Annotated in this window: 1 protein-coding gene; it reads left to right on the top strand. The window is 41.2% G+C overall.

Features of this window, described 5'->3' with window-relative positions; all coding sequences use genetic code 11:
- Positions 1-306: transposase (locus JDF658_RS12880; RefSeq protein ID WP_143312013.1), on the top strand; the 306-nt coding region annotated here is incomplete at both ends.

Here is a 306-nt window from a genome sequence, read left to right as displayed (position 1 = left end):
CTGACACCCGGCTAACTCCTTATAACTGTCAGGTATATTCCTTTAATCCTAAAGTAGTAGCTAATTTTAAAAAGGCTTATCCTGACCTTCCCAAGAATGACTGGACAGATGCCTGGGTAATTGCTGACCGGCTTCGTTTTGGCCGTCTCCCGGAAAATAGCCAGGTCGATTTTCGTTATCTCCCTTTACAACGGTTAACCAGGTTACGTTATCATCTGATGCAGACTATTAGCAGGGAGAAAAACTATTTTCTCACTAATCTTTTTCTCAAGTTTAATACCCTGCAACAAAATGAGGTCTTCAGTA

Origin of the sequence: Carboxydocella sp. JDF658, assembly GCF_002049395.1 — a bacterium.
GTDB lineage: Bacteria > Bacillota.
Note: the sequence above shows the minus strand (reverse complement) of the source record. Positions and strands in the feature narration are given on the sequence as shown.